Origin of the sequence: Pseudarthrobacter sp. NIBRBAC000502771, from assembly GCF_006517215.1 — a bacterium.
Lineage (GTDB): Bacteria > Actinomycetota > Actinomycetes > Actinomycetales > Micrococcaceae > Arthrobacter > Arthrobacter niigatensis.
On sequence record NZ_CP041187.1, the window covers coordinates 3100724 to 3117799 of the forward strand.

Below are 17076 nucleotides of genomic sequence, written 5' to 3' on the forward strand. Positions count from 1 at the left end.
ACACAAAGCCCCAAGGGAGTTGTTTTGGGACCCAAGGATTCAACTGTCCAACCAACTGTTTACGCGCCCCGTCCGGGAGGCGAACGCGCGTCGGTCCATAGCCTGCGGCGCCGTCCGCACGCAAAGGTGCTGGTGGTTGGCGGCGGCATCAACGGAGTGGGAACGTTCCGTGACCTGGCCCTGCAGGGCGTCGATGTGGCGCTGGTGGAACGCGGTGACTACTGCCAGGGCGCAAGCGGTGCATCGTCGCACATGATCCACGGCGGCATCCGGTACCTGGAAAACGGCGAGTTCCGCCTGGTCCGCGAATCAGTGGTGGAGCGGAACCGCCTGCTGAAAATCGCCCCGCATTATGTCAAGCCGCTGCAGACCACCATCCCCATCTTCAGCACCTTCTCCGGGATCCTCTCCGCGCCCCTGCGCTTCCTTACCCACAAGCAGCAGGGCAAGCCCAAGGAGCGCGGCGCATTCCTCATCAAAGTAGGCCTTAGCCTTTACGACTCATTCTCCCGCGATGGCGGCACCGTGCCCCGGCACCAGTTCCGCACCCACAAGGCAGCCCTGCAGGAACTCCCCGCGCTCCGGTCCGACGTCAAGTACACTGCCACCTACTTCGACGCCTCGGTGCACAACCCGGAGCGGCTGACCCTTGACGTCCTGCAGGACGGCGAAAAGGCCGGCCATTCCCAGGGCGCCGCCGCGCAGGGTGACACCGCCCGGGCCAGCAACTACCTCTCGTTGACAGCCATGTCCCCGGAGCCCAACCCAGGGACCGGCCGGGGCAGCACCGTCCGCCTGCGCGACGAACTCAGCGGAGAGGAATTCGACTTCACCGCGGACATCATCGTGAACACCACAGGCGCGTGGGTGGACCTGACCAATGAGGCCATGGGTGCAGCCTCTGCCTTCATGGGCGGCACCAAGGGTTCGCACATCGTGCTGGACCACCCGGGCCTGCTCGCCGCCTGCCGCGGCCGGGAAATCTTCTTCGAACACACCGACGGCCGGATTGTCCTCATCTACCCCATGGGCGACCGGGTGCTGGTGGGCACCACGGACGTCGACGCGGACATGGCGGAAGACGCCGTCTGCACCGATGAGGAGATCCAGTACTTCTTCGACCTGATCGGCCACGTCTTCCCGTCCATCGACGTGACCCCCGAAGACATCGTCTACACATTCTCGGGAGTGCGCCCCCTGCCGAGCCACGACGCAACCCAGCCCGGCTTCGTCTCCCGCGACTACCGCATTGAACGGCGCGCCACGGGCACAGACGGAACCGGCGCCGTCGTACTGAGCCTGGTGGGCGGCAAGTGGACCACGTTCCGGGCCCTCGCCGAGCACCTGACCAATGACGTCCTCTCCGAGCTCGGGGTTCAGCGCAAGGTGTCGACGGCGCAGCTCCCCATCGGCGGCGGCGCAGGCTTCCCGGCCGACGAGGCAGGCGTGCAGAAATGGATCAAGGCGCACATGGGTGCCGGCCGCGACGCGGACCGCACAGCAGGGCTGCTGACCCGGTACGGTACCCGGGCGGACGACGTGATCGCATACCTCGACGCTGCCCCTGACCAGCCGCTGCGGTCCACCCGCGAGCTCAGCGTACGGGAGCTGGAGTTCATGGCGGCCAACGAACAGGTGGGGCACCTGGTGGATGTCCTCATCCGCCGTACGTCCCTGGCCTTCCGGGGGCTGGTCACCGGGGAACTCCTCAACGAAGTGGCGGAGGTGTTGTCAGTGCCGCTGAAGTGGGACGCTGCAGCCCGCGCCGCTGAGATCAAGCACGCACAGGACGTGCTGCAGAGATTCCACCGCGTGGAAACGCACAGCCTGGTCTCCTGAGGCCGGGCGGCCGGCCGGGGCGCGCCAGCGTCCCGGCCCAACGGTCCTTCACCAGCGAAAGACCGACAACTAAACAAAGAAGGAGTCAAAGATGTCTCTAGGAATAGTCTTCCTCTCCGAAGTCTTTGGCACGGGCATGCTGACCCTGTTGGGTTGCGGCGTCGTTGCCAACGTGGCTTTGCGGGGGACAAAAGGCAACAACGGCGGATTCCTGATGGTCACATGGGGGTGGGGTATCGCTGTCTTCTGTGGTGTCTTCGTCGCCGCCAAGTCCGGTGCCCACCTGAATCCGGCCGTGACCTTGGGCCTGCTGCTCAACGGCAAGGCCGAGTACGCCCCGGGAGTCGCTGTTGATTTCGGCACCACGCTGACCTACTTTGGTGGCGAGATGGTGGGGGCCTTCCTCGGTGCAGTGGTTTGCTGGCTGGCTTACAAGCAGCATTTTGATGACGAGCCAGAGCCCGCAGGCAAGCTGGGTACGTTTTCCACCGGCCCTGCCATCCGTTCCACCCCATGGAACCTGATCACCGAGATCATCGGCACGTTCGTCCTGGTCTTCGTGATCCTGACTCTCGGCGGTACCCCCTCGGGGCTTGGCCCCCTGGCTGTGGCGCTGCTCGTTGTCGGCATCGGTGTTTCCCTCGGCGGCCCCACCGGCTACGCCATCAACCCGGCCCGTGACCTCGGACCCCGCATTGCCCACGCACTGCTTCCCATCAAAGGCAAGGGCTCCAGTGACTGGAGCTATGCCTGGATTCCGGTGGTTGGCCCGCTCGTCGGCGGCGCCCTCGCCGGCATTGTGGCAAGGATCGTTCCGATCATCATCACCGCCGCCTCCTAAGCCCCCGGCAAACAGCTCGATCAACAAGACAAGGACGTCATTATGAACCAGTACGTAATCGCCATCGACCAGGGCACCACCAGCACCCGCGCCATCATCTTTGACCACAGCGGCGCCATTGTCTCCTCCGGCCAGATGGAGCACGAGCAGATCTTCCCGCAGGCAGGCTGGGTGGAGCATGACGCCTCGGAGATTTGGAACAACACCCGCGAGGTGATCGGTTCGGCCCTCTCGAAGGCAAACCTGACGCGGCACGATATTGCCGCCGTCGGCATCACCAACCAGCGCGAAACCGCGGTGGTGTGGGACAAGACCACGGGAAAGCCGGTCTACAACGCCATCGTGTGGCAGGACACCCGGACCCAGGACATCGTCGATGAACTGGCCAAGGATGGCGGAGCGGACCGCTTCAAACAGAAGGTGGGCCTTCCGCTGGCCACCTACTTCTCCGGCACGAAGATCAAGTGGATCCTGGACAACGTTGACGGCGCCCGGGAAAAGGCAGAGGCCGGCGACCTGGTGTTCGGCAACACGGACGCCTGGGTGCTGTGGAACCTGACGGGCGGCGTCGACGGCGGTGTCCACGTCACCGATGTCACCAACGCCTCCCGCACCCTGTTCATGGATCTGGAGACGCTGCAGTGGGACGACGGGATCCTGGGCATTTTTGGCGTGCCGCGCAGCATGATGCCGGAGATCAAGTCCTCGTCCGAGGTTTACGGCAGCGTCCACAGTTCGCAGCTGCTCCGCGAAACACCGGTTGCCGGGATCCTGGGCGACCAGCAGGCAGCGACCTTCGGCCAGGCAGCCTTTGATGCGGGCGAGGCTAAGAACACCTACGGCACAGGATGCTTCCTGATCTTCAACACCGGCGAGGAAATCGTCCACTCGAAGAACGGCTTGCTGACCACGGTGGGCTACAAGCTGGGCGATGCCAAACCCCACTACGCGCTGGAAGGATCCATCGCGGTGACCGGTTCGCTGGTCCAGTGGCTGCGGGACAACCTGGGCATGATCGGCAGCGCCCCTGAGGTGGAAACCCTCGCTGCATCAGTCAAGGACAACGGCGGTGTTTACATCGTTCCGGCGTTCTCCGGCCTGTTCGCCCCGTACTGGCGTTCGGATGCCCGCGGCGCGATTGTGGGCCTGACCCGGTTCGTCAACAAGAACCACATCGCCCGGGCAGCGCTGGAAGCCACCGCATTCCAGACCCGCGAGGTGCTGGATGCGGTCAACGCGGACTCCGGCGTGCCGCTGAGCGAGCTGAAGGTCGACGGCGGCATGGTGGCCAATGACGCCCTGATGCAGTTCCAGGCGGACATCCTGGGCGTGCCGGTCATCCGTCCGAAGGTCATTGAGACCACCGCACTGGGTGCTGCCTACGCGGCAGGCCTGGCCGTCGGTTTCTGGAAGGACCTGGGCGAGTGCTCGGCCAACTGGTCCGAGGACAAGCGCTGGGAACCGCAGATGGACAAGGCCGAGCAGGAACGCCAGATGCGGCTCTGGAAGAAGGCGGTCACCAAGTCCATGGATTGGGTGGACGAGGACGTCAAGTAGGTTCTTCAACCCAGGGGCCGTCCTGCCTTTCCGGCGGGGCGGCCCCTTGCCGTGTCCGGGATTAAATTCGCCTAAGCGTGGGGATGTCAGGGAACGGGCCGCGGTGGCAGATCTTCAGTGGCCGGACCCTGGATGACTTTGCCGTCCACATCGAACCGGGAGCCATGGCAGGGGCAGTCCCACGTCCGGTCTGCCCGGTTGAAGCCCACCGTGCAGCCCAGGTGGGTGCAGACAGCCGACACTGCGTGGACGTGTCCGGCCTCGTCCCGGTAGCAGGCCGTGCTGGTTCCGTCCGCGTCAAGCACCGTTCCATCGCCCGGCGCGAGGTCAGCTGCCCGCGCTGCGGAGTCAGTGTGGGAAACGCTGTCCCCGGCCCGTGGGGGTGCCTGCGCTGTGGGCCGCCGCGGCGCTCGGTTGCTGTCAAACAGGGCGGCCCACGCGTTGGGAGTGCCATTGAGGAGGTCAGCCAGTGCCAATGCTGCGGCCGTACCGTTGGTCAGGCCCCACTTGCGCAGGCCGGTGATCACGAACGCGTGCCGGCTGTCAGGGTTCAGCGGCCCGGCGTAGGGCAGCCCGTCCTGGGGCAGGGCATCCTGGGTGGACCAGCGGTAGGACACGCTGCCGGCCCCGAAGTGGCTGCGCGCGTAGCGGGCGAGCGCGGCGTGGCGCGGTGCCGGATCAACCTGCTCGTCGGCGGGATGGCCTCCGCCGCCAACCAGCAGGTATGTAGTCCCGTCCAGCCGCACGGTCAGCAGCGAGTGCATGGGTTCATCGGCGCTGATGAAGGTGGCGTCCAGGGGAGGCGTATCAACCGGCGCGGCGACGATGTATGAGCGGTGCGGCCGGCAAAGTGACTCAAATCGGCCATGGTCTCCGAAGGGGACGTTCGTGGCCACGATTGCGTCCCCGGCCAGCACTGTTCCTGTCGCGGCCGCAACGGTGACGGGCGTGCCCTCGCGAAGATCCACCGCGCGTGTCCGTTCGAAGACAAAGCTGCCGCCGCCGTCCACCTTTCCGGCCAGCCCCTGAAGGTACTGGACCGCGTGGATCTGGGCCTGGCCGTCAAACCGGACGGCGCCGGCCACCGGAAACGGCAGGGGGACGTCGGTAGTGAAGGTCGACGGAAGGCCGAGGGTGGCCGCAAGTCCGGCTTCCGCCCGTACCTCCGGCAGCGCCTCGGGACCTGCCGCAAAGGTGTAGTTGGCAACGCGGCGGAATCCGCAGGAAAGGTCTTCGGCCGCCACTGTGCGGCCGATATGTTCCAGGGCGGCCTGGTTCGCTGCTCCGTAAACGCGGGCAGCCGACGAGCCGTGGCTGCGCTGCAGATCCGTGTAGGCGAGGCGGTGCAGGGAGGTCACCTTGCCGGTGGTGTGGCCAGTGACGCCCGTGCCGATCCGGCCGGCTTCGAGGACGGCCACCGAGCGCCCCGAGCGTTTCAGGGCCAGCGCTGCGGTCAGCCCGGCGATGCCTCCACCGATGACTGCCACGTCCACTTCCACGGTGCCGTGCAGGACCGGAAAGTCGGTGGCTCCGGTTGTTGCCAGCCAGAGGGAGAGTGGCTGTCCTTCAGCAGGACCGGCGGTGGTTGCCTCTGACATGGTGTGCCGCCTCCCAACGTTGTGGGATGATCATGCGCGCTTGCCCCGGCCAATGCAACGGGCCGTTAGGCCCGGCTGAGGCGGGGGCCGGGCCGGTGCGCTAAAGTATATCCATGCGTGCGATCCTTCTGCTTAGTTAGCCGCCGGCTCCGATTATCGGACAGCTGAGCGGCAGCCCCTCCATGGAGAGGGGCTTTTGTGTGTCCGGGGCATGGCACCGGGCCGGCAGCAGGAGGATCAGGCCGTTATGGCAGCACAGATGCCGTAACAGAACAGAAGAGGGCAGCAGTGGGCGTTCAGCCGGAGACAGAGACCGGAACAGCAACAACAGTATCGGCGGAGCCTGAAGAGGGCACCTACAGTTTCGCCGCCATGGAGGCCAAGTGGCCCCAGGTGTGGGAAGACCTCAAGGTTTTCACCCCGGTGGACGACGGGTCGCGGGAGCGCCGCTACGTGCTTGACATGTTCCCGTACCCGTCCGGCGACCTGCACATGGGCCACGCCGAGGCGTTCGCCATGGGTGACGTCGTGGCCCGCTACCTGCGGCAGAAGGGCTACGACGTCCTGCACCCCATCGGCTGGGACTCCTTTGGCCTGCCCGCGGAGAACGCCGCGATCAAGCGCAACGCCCACCCCAGCGAGTGGACCTACGCCAACATCGATACCCAGGCAGCGTCCTTCAAGCGGTACGCCATCTCCGCCGACTGGTCGCGCCGCCTGCACACCTCAGACCCCGAGTACTACCGCTGGACCCAGTGGCTGTTCAAGCGCTTCTACGAGCGCGGGCTGGCCTACCGGAAAGATTCCCCGGTCAACTGGTGCCCCAAGGACCAGACCGTCCTGGCCAACGAGCAGGTAGTCAACGGCGCCTGCGAGCGCTGCGGCACCACCGTCACCAAGAAGTCCCTGAACCAGTGGTACTTCAAGATCACCGACTACGCCGACCGCCTGCTGGATGACATGGACGAGCTCCGCGGCCACTGGCCCGAGCGTGTCCTGGCCATGCAGAAGAACTGGATCGGCCGGTCCGAGGGTGCGCACGTGAACTTCGTGATCGAGGCCGACGGCGGCAAGCCCGCCAGGGACGTCACGGTCTTCACCACACGCCCGGACACCCTGTACGGGGCAACTTTCTTCGTGGTCGCTGCGGACGCGCCGCTCGCCGTCGAACTTGTCACTGACGAACACGCCGCAGCCCTGGACGAATACCGCGAACGGGTCAAGGCACTCTCGGAGATCGAACGCCAGTCCACCGAGCGCGAGAAGACCGGCGTCTTCACCGGCCGCTACGCCATCAACCCGCTGAACGGGGAGAAGCTGCCCGTGTGGGCTGCCGACTATGTCCTGGCGGATTACGGAACCGGCGCCATCATGGCCGTGCCGGCCCACGACCAGCGCGACCTCGACTTTGCCAGGGCCTTCGGCCTGCCGGTCCGCGCGGTCCTGGACACCGGCGAGGAGGACCCGGCCGTGTCCGGCACCGCAACGGCGGGGGAGGGGACCCTGATCAACTCCGGCGAGCTGGACGGCATGCCCAAGGGTGAGGCCATCCCCGCCGCCATCGCCATGCTGGAGAAGCAGGGGACCGGCGAGAAGTTCGTGAACTTCCGGCTCCGGGACTGGCTGCTGAGCCGCCAGCGCTTCTGGGGCACGCCCATCCCCATCATCCACTGCCCGTCCTGCGGCGAAGTTCCCGTCCCGGACGAGCAGCTGCCGGTCACGCTGCCCGCGGACCTCCGCGGTGAGGACCTGGCACCCAAGGGCACCTCGCCGCTTGCGGCAGCCGAGTCCTGGGTCAACGTGGAATGCCCCACCTGCAACGGGCCGGCCAAACGGGACACCGACACCATGGACACGTTCGTTGACTCGTCCTGGTACTTCCTGCGCTTCGTTTCGCCGCACTACACCGACGGCCCCTTCGATCCGCAGAAGATCAATGACTGGATGCCGGTGGGCCAGTACGTGGGCGGCGTGGAGCACGCCATCCTCCACCTGCTGTACGCCCGCTTCTTCACCAAGGTCATCCACGACCTGGGCATGATCGATGCCGACGAACCTTTCAGTGCATTGCTGAACCAGGGCCAGGTCCTCAACGGCGGCAAGGCCATGAGCAAATCCCTGGGCAACGGCGTTGACCTCGGCGAACAGCTGGACAAGTTCGGCGTGGACGCCGTCCGCCTGACCATGGTGTTCGCCTCCCCGCCCGAGGACGACGTGGACTGGGCCGACGTGTCGCCGTCCGGCTCAGCCAAGTTCCTGGCCCGGGCCTGGCGCCTGGCACAGGATGTGGCGAGTGCCCCGGGTGCGGACGCCGCCGCCGGCGACCGTGGGCTGCGGTCCGTCACCCACCGCACCATCGCCGATGCCGCCGAACTGCTGGACGCCAACAAGTTCAATGTGGTGGTTGCCAAGCTCATGGAGCTGGTCAACGCCACCCGCAAGGCAATCGACTCAGGGGCGGGTGCCGGGGACCCCGCGGTCCGCGAAGCCGCGGAAGCAGTGGCCGTGATCCTCAGCCTGTTCGCGCCGTACACTGCCGAGGACATGTGGAACCTGCTGGGGCACCCTGCATCGGTTGCCAACGCCGGCTGGCCGGCCCACGATCCCGCCCTCCTGGTCCAGGACACGGTGACCGCCGTCGTCCAGGTGCAGGGCAAGGTCCGTGACCGGCTGGAAGTGTCCCCGGACGTCTCGGAGGACCAGCTGCGCGAGCTGGCCCTGGCGTCGGAGAACGTCCAGCGGGCCATGGACGGCCGGGGCATCCGGACAGTGATCGTCCGTGCCCCTAAGCTGGTGAACATCGTTCCGGCCTAGTTGCTGTACCCGCAGTGATTTACCGGCCGTCGGAAGCTTTCCGGCGGCCGGTGCCGGTTGAGCCGGACGCCGATTCCAGGAGGCACCTTGCCCGACAGTAATGCCGCAGCCTGGCCGTGGGTCCGTGCTCGGCTGTCGGGCCTGCGTCCGGCCGTCCGGCCGGGGTCCAGGCGTCCGGGCCCAGGCGCTGTGGTGCGGACCGCCGTCGTCACCGACTCAGCCGCTGCCCTGCCGGCGGCCTACGTCAGCGGACTTCCCCCGTATGGGATCCTCACCGTGACTCCGATGCCCGTCATGGTGGGCGCCGAAATCTACGGCGAGGGCGAAGACGACATCCTCGAGACCATTGCCGTTGCGCTGGCTGCCGGGACTCCGGTCAAAACGTCACGGCCTTCGCCGGGACAGTTCGAGCAGGCCTACCGGGCCGCGGAACTTCGGGGCTTCGATGGAATTGTCTCGGTGCATATCTCGGGCGAACTTTCCGGCACGGCTGACGCGGCGCGGCTGGCCGCCGGCAGGGTGGGTATTCCCGTGGACGTGGTGGACACCCGCACCGTGGGCATGGCGCAGGGACTGGCGGTGCAGGCTGCCGTTGAAGCCGCCTCAGCCGGTGCAGGCCGGTCTGAGGTGGCCGCGGCTGCAGCGGCCCAGGCGGAAAACACCCAGGTCTTCTTCTACGTGCCCAGCCTTGAGCAGTTGCGACGCGGCGGACGCATCGGGGCAGCGGCGTCGCTGCTGGGCACCATGCTCGCCATCAAGCCGATCCTGGCAGTCGACGGCGGGAGGATCGTCCCGCTGGAAAAGGTGCGCTCAGCGGCCAGGGCCGTGGCACGCCTCGAGGAAATCGTCGTGGCCGCGGCTGCACCGCAGCCGGATGATTCCGTCGTCCTCGCCGTGCACCATTTCGGCAACCAGGAGGAGGCTGCAGGCCTGGCTGCCAGGCTTGAAGCGGCGCTTCCCGGTTGTCTGCCCGCGCAGATCAGCTCCCTTCCCGCGGTCCTGGCAGCGCACGCCGGCCTCGGGGTCCTTGCGGTGATTGTCGGCAGGTCGGCCCAGGTTCATGGCGGTGGAGGGCCCAGCTAAGCGGGTGACAGTGGGTGGCACGCTGCCACACCAACTGCAGGGCCCCTGGCCTCTTCTGGCGGCCATTCGCCGGAATCCGTAGCGTCGCCCCCATCAGCGACGTTCCAGTTCGGGACGGCAGCCGGAGCCTGGAGGAGATCATGCGTGCTCCCGGAGCACAAGGTGCGCACCTTTCCACATAGCATCATTGGCCCGGTGCGGCGCGCCACCGGAGGTTCCTAGGGTGGGACCATGTCACGCCGGGATGCTGGAGCAGCACGTCAGCAGGCAAGGCATGCGAGGGACCGGTTGCAGGCGGCACTGGGAGAGGCCCCCGCCGGGCTCCTGGAGGATGGAGGCGGCCCCGGTGGCTTCGAGTACCGCGGCGCCGGCGGGGCCGCCCGAACCGAAACCGGCAGCAATACCCAGGCCGGTTCAGCCGAAGCGCCGTCTCTCCGGTGGCGGATAGGACTGCGGGTTGCCCTGCTGCTGGGTGCCTTGGCGGTGGCGGCTGGAGCCTGGTTCTGGTGGCAGGCAGGTTTGGCATCCCCGGAAGTCCTGCCGCTCAGCGGCGCCAGTTCTGACGGCAGACGTGCAGGAGAGGCTGGAGCTGATCCCGACCGTACGCCACCTGCGGATCCTGCCGGCGGGCTTGTGGTGGTGCATGTTGCAGGGTCTGTGGCGGCGCCCGGCGTCATTAGGCTCCAGCAGGGCAGCCGGGTTGATGACGCCATTGCTGCCGCCGGCGGCGCCGCCCAGGACGCCGACGTGAACCGGCTCAACCTTGCCCTCGTAGTGGAGGACGGGCAGAAGATCTACGTGCCGCAGCGTGGGGAGCCACTGCCGGCAGGACCGGAGGGTGCGGGTGCGGAGGATCCTGTTCCAGGCAGCGCTGGTCCCGCCGGCGGGCAATCCGGGGCACACGGCGGGAAGGTCAACCTCAACACAGCGGATGCTGCGGAGCTGGACACGCTGCCAAAAGTCGGGCCGGTGCTCGCCCAGCGGATTGTGGACTGGCGGAAGGACCACGGACCTTTCAAGAGCATCGAAGAACTGGATGCGGTGGATGGCGTCGGGCCGAAGATGCTTGAAGCCCTGTTGCCCCTGGTAACGGTCTAGGGCGCCCCATGTCTGCGACCACGGGCAGGACGGAAGGGGCCGGGCAGACGGGGCGGGGCGCGTCCACCGGCGGAGAAGGGCCTGGGAGTCCTTGGCGCCGGTTCGTTGAATCTGCCGTTCAGGGCGCCGGACCCGGACAGCAGGGCGGGACCCCCGCAGGCACAGTGCAGGCTGCCACACCACAGTCCCGTTCCGGGGGAGTGCGGCCGCCACCAATCCGGGGACGCCTGAAGTCACGTGGCCTGCCCGGACGGCACCGCAAGGTACTGCAAGGGCTCCTGGCGCAGGGCGCGGCCCACGTCCGCAAGCAGATGGCCGATCGCAGCGGGGCCGAGGCGGAAAAGGAAGCAGGTTCCGGGCAACCTCGCCGCCGCATGGACCTCCGGCTCGCCCTCCCGGCGGCCCTGGTGTGGGCGGCATCGCTGGCAGGGCTGTGGCTCCCGCCCACCGAGCTTGCCGCATTGTGCTGCACCCTGGCTGCAGTCGGCGGCCTCGTGCTCGCCCGGGCGGCCAGGGGCGGCGGGGCGCGGCGGATCTCCAACGCCGTCGGTGGGGGCCGTAATCCCGTGTCCCGCCCGCGGGTTCGAAGCTTCCCGGCCGCTGCGGGCGTGGCCCTGCTGCTGGCGGGCGCGGCCGCGGCCCACTCTGCCACAGCCTCCAGCCAGCGGTTCACCGGACCGCTTGCCGAGGCGGTCGCAGCCGGAAAGTCCGCTGTCGCCGTCGTCGAGGTAGCAGGAACTCCCCGGGCTGTCGCCGGTCCTGGCGGGTCGGACGGACGTTGGTCCGTGCCGGTGTGGACACAGGAAGTGACGACGGGAGGAATCCATGTGCGGACCCGCGCCCGGTTGGTGGTGATGGGCGGGCAGGGATGGGGCGGCGTTGTGCCGGGGCAGACGCTGCGTGCAGCGGGCAAGCTGCGGGCGGCGGACCCCGGAGGTCCGGAAGCCGGAAACCTGGCAGCGTCCACCCCGCCCGGCCCCGCGGTGGGCGGATCACTGCTGGAAGGGTCCGCCAGGAAACTTCGGGAGCGTTTCGTCGCCGCCGCGGCCTTCCTGCCGCCCGATGCCAGCGGACTCCTTCCGGGAATGGTTACCGGGGACACCAGTGCACTGGACGAGGGATTGAACAACGCCATGAAGGCCGTGGGCATGACCCACCTTACCGCTGTCAGCGGGGCAAACTGCAGCCTGGTGCTTGGGGCACTGCTGCTCCTCTGCCGCCGGCTCCGGCTGCCGCGAGTACTGGCTGCGGCCGCTGCCCTTGGGGGCCTGGCCCTTTTCGTCGTCCTGGTTGGGCCCGATGCCAGTGTCCTGCGGGCAGCCCTGATGGGGGCCATCGGGGTGGCCTCCCTGGCCGGTGGACGGTCAGGACGCGGGCTGAGTTTTCTTTGCCTCGCCGTTATGGGGCTCCTGCTGGCCGACCCGGCGCTGGGCTCGAGTTTCGGGTTCCTCCTCTCCGTACTGGCCACGCTCGGCATCATCATCCTGGGCCGGCGGATCATCGGCTGGATTCCCGCGGCAGTCCCACGGTGGGCAGCCGCGGCACTAGCGGTCCCCTTATCCGCCCAGCTGCTGTGCGGACCCGTCATCGTGCTCCTGCAGCCCCAGTTTTCAACCTATTCGCTGGCGGCAAATGTCGTCGCGTCGCCCTTGGTGGCTCCGGTCACCCTGTTGGGAACTGCCGCGGTGCCCCTGGTGGTGGTGCTGCCCTGGGCCGCCACGGCGTTGATAGCCGTGGCCGGAACCTTCAGTGCCGGCGTTGCCGCCACGGCCAGGCTCGCTGCCCAGTTGCCGGGCTCGGCGCTGCCATGGCCGGAAGGGGTGCCCGGCATGCTGTCCATGGTGCTGCTGTCAGTCCTGTCGCTGGCTGCGCTCTGGGCGGTGGCCCGGCCCCGCAGGGTTGTGCGGCTGATCCGGAAGGCTCACGCCGCAACCGTAGTGTTGCTGGACGGTGCCGGGCGGCGGCTGACCGGTCTCCGGGACCCGGGCAGCTTGGACCGCGGGCACAGACGTGGCAGGCTTGGTTATTGCAATAAAACCTCCGGAAGGAACATTCGATGGCCGCTGCGCAAAAGCGAGCATCCCGCTCCCCGGCATCGAACACAACTTCCTGGCGGGACGTAGCCCCGGCCCGGATCGTCCTGGTGAGCGGGCCCGAAGAGTACCTGGGCATCAGGGCCATGGACACGATCCGCGCCCAGGTCAGGGCGGCAGCACCGGACGTGGAAGTCAGCCGCATCAATGCGGCCGGGTATGAGCCCGGGACCCTCAGCATGCAGGTGAGCCCGTCGCTGTTCGGCGAAAGCAAGCTGATCGAGGTGGAAGCCGTGGAGGGCATGAATGACGCCTTCCTCGCCGACGCGCTCCAGTATCTTCAGCATCCGGAGGAGGACGCTGTCGTCGTTCTTCGCCATGCCGGCGGTATCCGCGGGAAAAAGCTCCTTGACGCCGTCAGGAAGGCCGGCTGGCCGGTGGTTGACTGCCAACCGCTGAAGAAGGACACGGACAAGGTCCAGTTCGTTGCCGCGGAGTTCAAGGCAGCCGGACGCCGCATCAACCAGGACGCCGTGCAGGCGCTGGTGAATGCCGTGGGGGCAGACCTCTCAGAACTTGCTGCCGCGTGCGCCCAGTTGATCGCCGATGCCGGCAGCACGGTCACCACCGACACCGTGGACAAGTATTACGGCGGCCGGGTCGAAGCTACTGCCTTCAAGGTGGCGGACGCAGCCATGGCAGGAAACGCCCCCGTTGCCCTCTCCACACTGCGGCACGCCCTGGCCACCGGCGCCGACCCGGTTCCGCTGGTGGCCGCACTTGCCTCGAAGTTGCGGACGGTCGCGCGGGTGGCTGGCGCCTCCGGCTCGTCTGCGCAGATAGCGGCGGAGTTGGGCATGCAGCCCTGGCTGGTGGAGCAGGCGCAGCGGGACGTCCGGCGCTGGACCCCCGAGGGCCTGGTGCGGTCCATCCAGGCCACGGCTGAGGCGGACGCGCAGGTCAAGGGTTTGTCCCGGGACCCCGTCTACGCCGTCGAGCATGCCGTCACGGTAATTGCCATGTCCGTCCAGGGAAGATAGCGCCTAACCCTTCTTAGGCGTCCCGCCCCGCGATGTCCCGGCGACGTCCGACGGCGTGCTGCCGCGGTCAGGCGGGACAGCTTAAAAGCGTGTGGCCGGTACCCTCGGGTACCGGCCACACCATCAGTTCGTGGGAACTGGAAACCTTAGAGTGCGTTGACCTTCTTGGAGATCGCCGACTTGCGGTTCGCTGCGTTGTTCTTGTGCAGAACACCCTTGCTGACAGCCTTGTCCAGCTTACGGCTGGCAGAAACGAGCGCAGTAGTAGCAGCTTCCTTGTCAGCGGACTCAACAGCAGTGTTGACGGCGCGGATGGCCGTCTTCAGCTCAGACTTGACTGCGTTGTTGCGCAGGCGGGCCTTCTCGTTGGTCAGGATGCGCTTCTTCTGGGACTTGATATTCGCCACGTGTGAACTCTCTTTGTAATGCGGAAATGGTCTAGAGGGCTTTCAGGCTGGCCTTGACTGAGCGGCGTGGGGATACCTATGGCGGCCAACCATCAGTGACCGTCGACCTGCACGGACACACAGCAATAAAGACTAGCAGGTCAGCGGCCGCTCTGGCCATTTCCGGACGGTCACTCCCAGCCGTGTCGCCGCCGGAGGCCGGACGCAACCTTTTCAAAGCGGGCCCTGTCCAGCACCGCACCCTCGCGCCGGATGGATTCCGCGCGGATCTGCAGGATACGGTCCAGCCGTACTTCGCTGGGCCTGCCTTGCTTGTCCCAGCCGCCGGCGCCCAAATCCACATACTCCATGGACGACGAACCGGCGGGAACCCTATCCTTGCTGGTCAGCATCAGCCCCAAAAGAAACGGGCCATTGTGGCCCACCAGCAGCACCGGCCGGTCCTTCCCCTTACCGTGATCCTCTTCGTACGGGACCCAGGCCCAGACCACCTCGCCCGGATCCGGGTCTCCGTCCGGTTGGGGAGCGTAGCGGACGGAGACGCGGCCGCGGTAATCACCGGGATAGGCGGCAGCCTCGGCGGGCACGCCGAGGCTGCCGGACGCGGGGCCGCGGCCGCCTGGATGCTGTTCCGGGGCGGTCGGCTGGGTCGTGGGCCGGTTTTGCAGCATGCGCAGGCCGCGGCGGACGGCGTTGCCCAGAGAACGCAGATTCATTGCCATCCGGACAGCCTATCGGCGGAGTGGCGGCACCGGGTGCTGTGGACGAGCCGCCAGGATGCGGAGGCGGGGTCCGGGACGTGGGACACTGGAAGTTCAAGATGTGCGGCTGGACCGCGGGCGCCTTTCGGTGTGCCTGGCGGAGGGCTGCAGAAAAGCCAACAGTAAGGACCCTGCGTGTCTCCCATGGCCCGCACCGCACCGGTGCCCGCCGCGACAGATCCGGCAATTATTCGGAACTTTTGCATCATCGCGCATATCGACCACGGCAAGTCCACCCTTGCTGACCGCATGCTGCAGTCCACCGGGGTGGTCCAGGCGCGCGACATGAAGGCCCAATACCTGGACCGGATGGACATTGAGCGCGAACGCGGCATCACCATCAAGTCCCAGGCAGTCCGCATGCCCTGGGAGGTGGACGGTGTCAGCTACGCGCTGAACATGATCGACACACCTGGCCACGTGGACTTCACCTATGAGGTGTCCAGGTCGCTGGCCGCGTGCGAAGGCGCGATCCTGTTGGTCGACGCGGCCCAGGGCATCGAGGCCCAGACGCTCGCGAACCTGTACCTGGCCATGGAGAACAATCTCGCCATCATCCCGGTCCTTAACAAGATCGACCTCCCGGCGGCCCAGCCTGAAAAGTACGCAGCCGAACTGGCCAGCCTGATCGGCGGCGACCCCGAGGATGTCCTGCGGGTGTCCGGTAAAACCGGCGTCGGCGTGGAGGCCCTCCTGGACAAGATCGTCCAGGACCTGCCGGCGCCGAAAGGCGACCCGGACGCGCCGGCCCGCGCCATGATTTTCGACTCGGTCTACGACACCTACCGGGGCGTCGTGACCTACGTGCGCGTGGTGGACGGCATGCTCCACCCCCGCGAACGCATCCAGATGATGTCCACCAGGGCCTCTCACGAACTCCTGGAAATAGGCGTCAGCTCCCCGGAACCCACACCCTCCAAGGGCCTCGGCGTAGGTGAAGTGGGCTACCTGATCACCGGCGTCAAGGACGTCCGCCAGTCCAAGGTGGGCGACACGGTCACCAACCTTGCCAAGCCGGCGGCCGAGTCCCTGCCCGGCTACGCCGACGCCAAACCCATGGTGTTCTCGGGCCTGTATCCGCTGGATGGCGCGGACTACCCGGTACTCCGCGACGCCCTCGAAAAGCTCATGCTCAATGACGCCGCACTGGTCTATGAGCCGGAGACCTCGGCCGCGCTGGGCTTTGGGTTCCGCGTGGGCTTCCTGGGCCTGCTGCACCTTGAGATCACCCGCGAACGGCTGGAGCGCGAGTACAACCTCGACCTGATCTCCACCGCACCGAACGTGGAATACGAGGTGACTTTGGAGGACAAGAAGGTGGTCCGCGTGACCAACCCCAGTGAGTACCCCACGGGCAAAATCGCTGAGGTCCGCGAACCCATGGTGTCGGCCACCATCCTGGCCCCCAACGAATTCGTCGGCGCCATCATGGAACTGTGCCAGTCCCGCCGCGGCGTCATGGGCGGCATGGACTACCTCTCCGAGGACCGGGTGGAAATCCGGTACCGCCTGCCGCTGGCGGAAATCGTGTTCGACTTCTTCGACATCCTGAAGTCCAAGACCCGTGGCTACGGTTCCCTTGACTGGAAGGCCGACGGCGAGCAGGTCGCCGACCTCGTGAAGGTGGACATCATGCTCCAGGGTGAACAGGTGGACGCCTTCAGCGCCATCACCCACCGGGACAAGGCCTACGCCTACGGTGTGATGATGACCGGCAAGCTCCGCGAACTCATCCCGCGGCAGCAGTTCGAGGTGCCCATCCAGGCGGCAATCGGCTCCAGGATCATCGCCCGCGAAAGCATCCGGGCCATCCGCAAGGACGTGCTGGCCAAATGCTACGGCGGTGACATCTCCCGGAAGCGCAAGCTGCTGGAGAAGCAAAAAGAAGGCAAGAAGCGCATGAAGATGGTGGGCACGGTGGAGGTGCCGCAGGAAGCGTTCATCGCCGCCCTGACCACCGACGAATCGAAGGACAAGGCCAAGAAGAAGTGACCACCGCGCAGCA

General features: G+C 66.9%; 12 protein-coding genes. 9 read left to right on the forward strand and 3 right to left on the reverse strand.

Going from position 1 to position 17076, the window contains the following annotated elements:
• Positions 1–24 precede the first annotated feature (24 nt).
• The 3 genes from NIBR502771_RS14525 to glpK all read left to right on the forward strand — a co-directional run bounded on the left by NIBR502771_RS14525 (position 25) and on the right by glpK (position 4237).
• Complete coding sequence (locus tag NIBR502771_RS14525) at positions 25–1839, forward strand: glycerol-3-phosphate dehydrogenase/oxidase (protein WP_141160367.1); 1815 nt, start codon at positions 25–27, stop codon at positions 1837–1839.
• Between the two features lie 91 nt (positions 1840–1930).
• Complete coding sequence (locus tag NIBR502771_RS14530) at positions 1931–2680, forward strand: MIP/aquaporin family protein (RefSeq protein ID WP_141160368.1); 750 nt, start codon at positions 1931–1933, stop codon at positions 2678–2680.
• 42 nt (positions 2681–2722) lie between these two features.
• Positions 2723–4237 (forward strand): glycerol kinase GlpK, encoded by a 1515-nt coding sequence (gene glpK / locus NIBR502771_RS14535; RefSeq protein WP_141160369.1) that lies wholly within the window; start codon positions 2723–2725, stop codon positions 4235–4237.
• Between the two features lie 86 nt (positions 4238–4323).
• On the opposite strand, the gene NIBR502771_RS14540 is transcribed toward glpK, so the two are convergent.
• Positions 4324–5835, reverse strand: a complete 1512-nt coding sequence (locus tag NIBR502771_RS14540; RefSeq protein WP_141160370.1) for an FAD-dependent oxidoreductase — start codon at positions 5833–5835, stop codon at positions 4324–4326.
• Positions 5836–6123: 288 nt separating this feature from the next.
• Here NIBR502771_RS14540 and leuS point away from each other — a divergent pair, with 288 nt between their 5' ends.
• The 5 genes from leuS (at position 6124) to holA (ending at position 13903) form a co-directional block, all read left to right on the forward strand.
• Positions 6124–8649, forward strand: a complete 2526-nt coding sequence (leuS, locus tag NIBR502771_RS14545) for a leucine--tRNA ligase (RefSeq protein WP_141160371.1) — start codon at positions 6124–6126, stop codon at positions 8647–8649.
• Positions 8650–8736: 87 nt separating this feature from the next.
• A complete protein-coding gene (locus NIBR502771_RS14550) occupies positions 8737–9732 on the forward strand; it encodes a DegV family protein (protein WP_141160372.1) in 996 nt (331 codons plus the stop codon).
• A gap of 231 nt (positions 9733–9963) precedes the next feature.
• Positions 9964–10830, forward strand: a complete 867-nt coding sequence (locus NIBR502771_RS14555) for a helix-hairpin-helix domain-containing protein (RefSeq protein WP_141160373.1) — start codon at positions 9964–9966, stop codon at positions 10828–10830.
• A gap of 200 nt (positions 10831–11030) precedes the next feature.
• The gene (locus NIBR502771_RS14560) at positions 11031–12953 is read left to right on the forward strand and encodes a ComEC/Rec2 family competence protein (RefSeq protein WP_246839681.1); all 1923 of its coding nucleotides are present in this window, start codon (positions 11031–11033) and stop codon (positions 12951–12953) included.
• Entirely contained in the window at positions 12887–13903 is a 1017-nt protein-coding gene (holA, locus tag NIBR502771_RS14565) for a DNA polymerase III subunit delta (protein ID WP_141160375.1), read from the forward strand. Before NIBR502771_RS14560 ends, holA begins: the two co-directional genes overlap by 67 nt.
• Positions 13904–14049: 146 nt before the next feature.
• Here the strand turns inward: holA and rpsT are convergent, their stop codons facing one another.
• Together rpsT and NIBR502771_RS14575 are read right to left on the reverse strand one after the other, a co-directional pair.
• Positions 14050–14310: a 30S ribosomal protein S20 gene (rpsT, locus tag NIBR502771_RS14570; RefSeq protein WP_018761400.1), complete on the reverse strand. Its 261-nt coding sequence runs from the start codon at positions 14308–14310 to the stop codon at positions 14050–14052.
• Between the two features lie 170 nt (positions 14311–14480).
• A complete protein-coding gene (locus NIBR502771_RS14575) occupies positions 14481–15032 on the reverse strand; it encodes a type II toxin-antitoxin system PemK/MazF family toxin (RefSeq protein WP_141160376.1) in 552 nt (183 codons plus the stop codon).
• Between the two features lie 174 nt (positions 15033–15206).
• Here NIBR502771_RS14575 and lepA point away from each other — a divergent pair, with 174 nt between their 5' ends.
• Entirely contained in the window at positions 15207–17063 is a 1857-nt protein-coding gene (gene lepA / locus NIBR502771_RS14580) for a translation elongation factor 4 (RefSeq protein WP_141160377.1), read from the forward strand.
• The last annotated feature ends 13 nt before the right edge of the window (positions 17064–17076 follow it).